Source organism: Luteibacter sp. P4_E6 (genome assembly GCF_056401535.1).
Window position 1 is genome coordinate 1 of sequence record NZ_JBFUJE010000306.1, and the last position, 4732, is coordinate 4732.

The 4732-nt window shown below is 59.3% G+C and carries 3 protein-coding genes and 1 pseudogene; 2 read left to right on the top strand and 2 right to left on the bottom strand.

Annotated elements, in window-relative coordinates; translation table 11 throughout:
• Positions 1-356: 356 nt before the first annotated feature.
• Positions 357-1271 (bottom strand): DUF6531 domain-containing protein, encoded by a 915-nt coding sequence (locus tag AC1DT2_RS16030; RefSeq protein ID WP_477297398.1) that lies wholly within the window; start codon positions 1269-1271, stop codon positions 357-359.
• Positions 1272-1334: 63 nt separating this feature from the next.
• Complete coding sequence (locus tag AC1DT2_RS16035; protein WP_477297399.1) at positions 1335-2852, bottom strand: DUF6531 domain-containing protein; 1518 nt, start codon at positions 2850-2852, stop codon at positions 1335-1337.
• A 1070-nt stretch (positions 2853-3922) separates the two neighbouring features.
• On the opposite strand from AC1DT2_RS16035, the gene AC1DT2_RS16040 reads away from it, so the two are divergent.
• Together AC1DT2_RS16040 and AC1DT2_RS16045 are read left to right on the top strand one after the other, a co-directional pair.
• Positions 3923-4156, top strand: a complete 234-nt coding sequence (locus tag AC1DT2_RS16040) for a DUF4189 domain-containing protein (protein WP_477297400.1) — start codon at positions 3923-3925, stop codon at positions 4154-4156.
• A gap of 41 nt (positions 4157-4197) precedes the next feature.
• A pseudogene (locus AC1DT2_RS16045) lies at positions 4198-4732 on the top strand (peptidoglycan-binding protein); the annotation flags it as partial.

Sequence of the window (4732 nt, forward strand, 5' to 3'; positions counted from 1 at the left end):
GAAGTTGGAAGTTGATATGGCTGCGCCACATCATACGGCACCTGCTCGCCCGCCGAATCCCCTCGGCGGCACACCCACCGGTTACCGAGCCGCCTGCCTACGTCGCAGACACGCTTGAAGAACCGCGGCGGCGACCGTTTCTTTCAGAATCTTCTTGGCTGTCCTACCCGGCACGTAGCCTCACGGACTGCTGAAACGACCGACGTCGCGCTCCACTTCTTCAAAGCAAACCCCTCGCGCCCGATCATGGGCCGCCAGTGAACCCGCAGGTCCGTTTGGGCCGCGGCACGCCGTGCCTGCATGGCGTGCCGCACCCGAAGGGATGACGGTGAACCTAAGGAGAGAAGGCAATGGCTTCATCGAACAGTTACAAGGTAGATGGCCGCATCACCTACCACGTCGATCCCGAAACGACAGCGCACGACCTGATGAACGCGGCCACAGAGTGGCTTCAATATGCACGTGGTCTTGCCGGTCTGTTGGCCGACCTCGTGCACGAGGCCGATACGGTCGACTGCCAGCACATGGCGCTTGGATTGGAAGCAATCGGCGCAATTACCCAGATGGGCGTCCAATGTACGGCTCAGTGACGTCGTCCCATCCTTGGCGATGAAGAGCGCGGTGCGGCCATCACTGAAACGCACGACCGCGCTCCGAGGCTGCGCGCCCGTATCCGGATAGAGATGTGTGTCGAGCGTGGTTACCCACGTACCCATGTCACGGCTGTTGTAGCTGCGCACAAAGCGAAGCTCGCCGTCCTGGTCGGCGTAGTCCGTCTCGGACTCGAAAACATTTCCGTTCGCCGGACTCACCGGATCACCACAGGATACGAAGCCGACGCTGATAGGGTTGCCCGGATCCCCGAGCTCTCTACGGTCTTGTTCCTTGTCGGGCGATTCGCAGTTGCCCGTTAGCGGGTTGTAAACTTGATCCGCCGTGCAGCCGTCGCCAAACCGTGTAACCGAGTAGCCGTGAGTGAAACCGTCGCCATTCTTAGAATCGGTCCACGAAACATTGCAGGTCCAGCCTTCAAACTTCGGCGGGACCGAGTACGCGAGTGTTGGGGGTGCGTACGGCAACGGCGTGTCCATGTCAGCCGGAGCTGCATGTTTGGCGATGTCCGTGGCATAAATGACCCGGCATGCGGCGTCGGCCGATGGGTAATGCGCGGCCGCAGGATCATCCGTGGTGCTGTCGATGAGGTAGTAGTACTCCTCAGCCATTGCTCCGGCGCTGAAGGTCATAAGCAGCATTCCAAGCAGTAACTTCACGTTTGGCTCCGGTTTCTGTCGCGTCCATGGCCCGCTTCCCGGACCATCCCTGTCAAATCCAACTCAGTTTCGTACCGCCGATACAGTCGTTGCCGTGAGTCGACCCTGCGCGTCGTAGGTGTAGGTCATCACCCGGTCAGCAGTTGTCACGGTCTTGGGCCGAAAGCTCGTCCCGTCCCAGGTTGTGGTGGTCGTCCTTTCCTGGGGCGTCCCCTTCGCCTCGGTTTTTGCAGTGATGCGGCCCTGGGGGTCATAGGTGAATGCCGTTACGTGACCGAGAGCGTCGGTCTGCGTGGCAATCTGGCCCCGCCCGTCGTAGGTGAACGACGAATTGCTGATGGGGCAACCCAGCACGGGCTCACCGGTGACTGCAGTCATGCGTCGGGTGCCAGCGAGGACGGCATATTGGTATTTGACTGTGTGGCCCAGCGCATTGGTGACGGTCGTTGTGCTGTCATCAACGTAGCCAACAACTGTACGGTCCGCCCCACCGCTGTGCTCGCTGGAGACCGCCCTGCCCTGCGCGTCATACGACCATGTCGCAAACCGCACGCCACGCTCGTCAATGAGTCCTGTCAGCAGTCCCGGGTGGCTTGCGTCCTCGTACAGATACGAGCGGGACGTCACCTTGGCGCCAACGGTCCGGGTCGCCTTCATCAACCGCTGGGTTGGGGAGAAGGTGTAGGCCACCGACAAGCTCCCCGAAGTCATTTCCACGAGATTCCCGTTCTGGTCCTCGCTGTAAATCAACGTGTGGCCACGCGAGTCTTTGACGGTCGCCTGCGTGTTGAAACTGCTGTCGTAACCGTAGGTCAACGACTTCGTCAGGCCAGCGGCATCCCGGATGCTCATCAGCTGCCCCTGGGCATTGAAAGTCAGCGTTTCATTGTTTGGGGAGGAATAAACCCAGTTCCTGCCCGACTTGGCAAGGAGTCCCCGCTCTGCGGGTTCGCCGGTAGCCACACCGCCGGCAATGGAAAAGAGCGATGCGCGCCCGTCCTCAAACGTCAGCGTCGCTGACGAGTCCCCAACCGACAGGTAGGTTTCGTAGCTGTGACGCCAGAGGCCATCGACGCCGTTGAAGAATCGCCGGAACGCCAGTTCACCATCCTGGTCAACAAAGTCGGTTTCCAGTTCGAACTTGTTGCCAATGGCCGGATTGATGGGATTTCCCGCACAGTCATCCGGGTCGTTGTTCGTTTMATCATTCGGGTCGCCCATCTGGCGCCGCGCGTCGTACTCGCCTCGGGTTTCACACCGGCCGGCAACGATGTCCAGGACGAGGCGATCTGGGCACTGGGTCCCGTTTAGCGCGACGGAGTGAGGCAGTTGGTAAGCACTGTCCCCGATGAGCAGCTGCGTGATGCAGGTGTAGTAAAACGGCTTTTGGCCTTGCCGGTCATACGTGAGAGGGACATAAGGAAGCACGCTGGAGGTCGATGTGTTCCATGTCACCACATCCTCTGCATACCCAGCCCTGCACGCGGCGTCCGCTGTCGGATAGTGAACAGCGTCATCAGGCGCCGGAAAGTCTGTGACATCCAGCGAGAACCACACATCCTCGGCCTGGGCGATGCCCATCGTTTAGCACGAACAAAAACAGAATACCGATTACGGTCTTCATACCTTTCCCTGGCTGCCAATTGTGGGTTGCACGATGCTGCATCAGAGTCGTAGCAGATCGAGACCTGCGTCACATATTTACTGCCTCGACAGCAATGTCATGTCGGTGCCTTTTTTGTAGACACATTTGCGCCATGAATGCCGCACGCCGGCGCCGCTTCTGGTTGTCGGTGCGCGCCGACGAATGATGTAGGCGTGCGCTTACACAAATCCGTCAGCGACAATACTTCGCGGTCGTCGGCGCAACCCGAATCAATCTCCTGGTCTCAATGCACACTGAAAATGCCAGTGCCGGACGTGSACAGGGRATTTTTACCTGACGTGAGAGAGCCTTCGGTCTCCSGCTGCGACCTCGGTTATGCTTTGAGCTTTCCTACCCGGAGTTGGCAATGACACGRACATTCCGACTGGYASTGGCTRCCCTGATGATGACGACRGCCCCTGCYTTTGCGTCGTCCCCATCCAAACCRCCAGCGGCSCCAGCCGAGGTCAYGGCCGCCKCCCCTGCCGGCACGACCTTGCTGTCTTTTGCATCGAGCGGMGAGCAGTCCAATGCGGAYGCCGTGGCGGTGTTCGAGACGGCTCCCGACAAGGACGACGTCCGCCACCGCACGCTGGTGATGTTTGGCAGGAAAGACGGGAARTTYGTCCCGGACTTTTCAAGYGRCAAGCTCATCGCCTGCTCGAAATGCAGCCAGTTCCATGATGACCAGTTCTACCCTGCGCATGTGAAGGTGTCGCCTGGGCACGYCCACATCGATCAGTTCGACTCGGGCGAGGCGCCTTCGCAGACGATGCTTGATTTCGTGCGGAAGAACGATGGCTGGCATGTGACGASCGCAACCCGGGAGACCTTCGCGGCTGGCGAAGGCGAGGGGRAGAACGAAAAGTTGTCGCTTCCGCCCTCAGGTCTTGCCAAAGACYTMGACGCAAAGTGGAGTGTGCCKGTATTCCTCAACACCATCGTCATCAACCACAAGAAGGGCGACAAGTTCTCCTTCCTGCACGGGGATGCCACGGTCGACGCGATGTGGAAAAGCCAGGCGGGTGATTGCAACARGCAAGACTGCACCRTYCTCGTCCAGCAACAAGACGGCTGTATCTCCCTCGTGCGAGACRCGTCGGGACGCCCGTTCGGTGCAGGAACGCCGGACCCCRAAGATGAAAAGGCCGCTTCGACCAAAGCGATGACCGCATGCAATGCAGCGGGAGGACAGGCGTGCAAGGAAGTSCGCACGGACTGTTCCACAGGAATTCGCTGAACTACCYTTGATGGCCGACAGGCCCCTGACATGGAGAGAATATGGACGTTGTTTCGGACAAGAAGGTAAACCGCCTGGTTACGACCTACGACACCACGCGAATCTACGAACTCGAAGACAAGACCTGGGTGTCGGCGCAGGATGGAACCGTGTCCTGGCGCAACAACAACCCCGGCAACCTGAAGCTGGAATTTGCCGGAAGTGAAAAAAATTCCCACGCCGTCCGAACCAAAGACGAAGCGCTGGAGACGGCMAAACAYACCTACAAGGGCGTGGTCGACCTCGACCAGCATGGCAACATCGTTTTCGAGAATTATGAAACCGGTCGCGCRGCCCAGCTGCAGCACATCCAAAAGCGTCATGGCGAACATACTGTCGACGAGCTTATCCGGGACTATTCGAAACCCGATTACAGTGGCCCGGTGCACTACGAGGCACAGGCCAACGACATCTACAAGGTCGCAGCTGCAGAAGGCCAGGACCTGCACGGCAAGAAGGTCAAGGACATGACAGCGGCCGAAACGAGTGCCCTGCTCGACGGCATCGCCCACTTTGAGTCATGGAAAGCCGGGACCG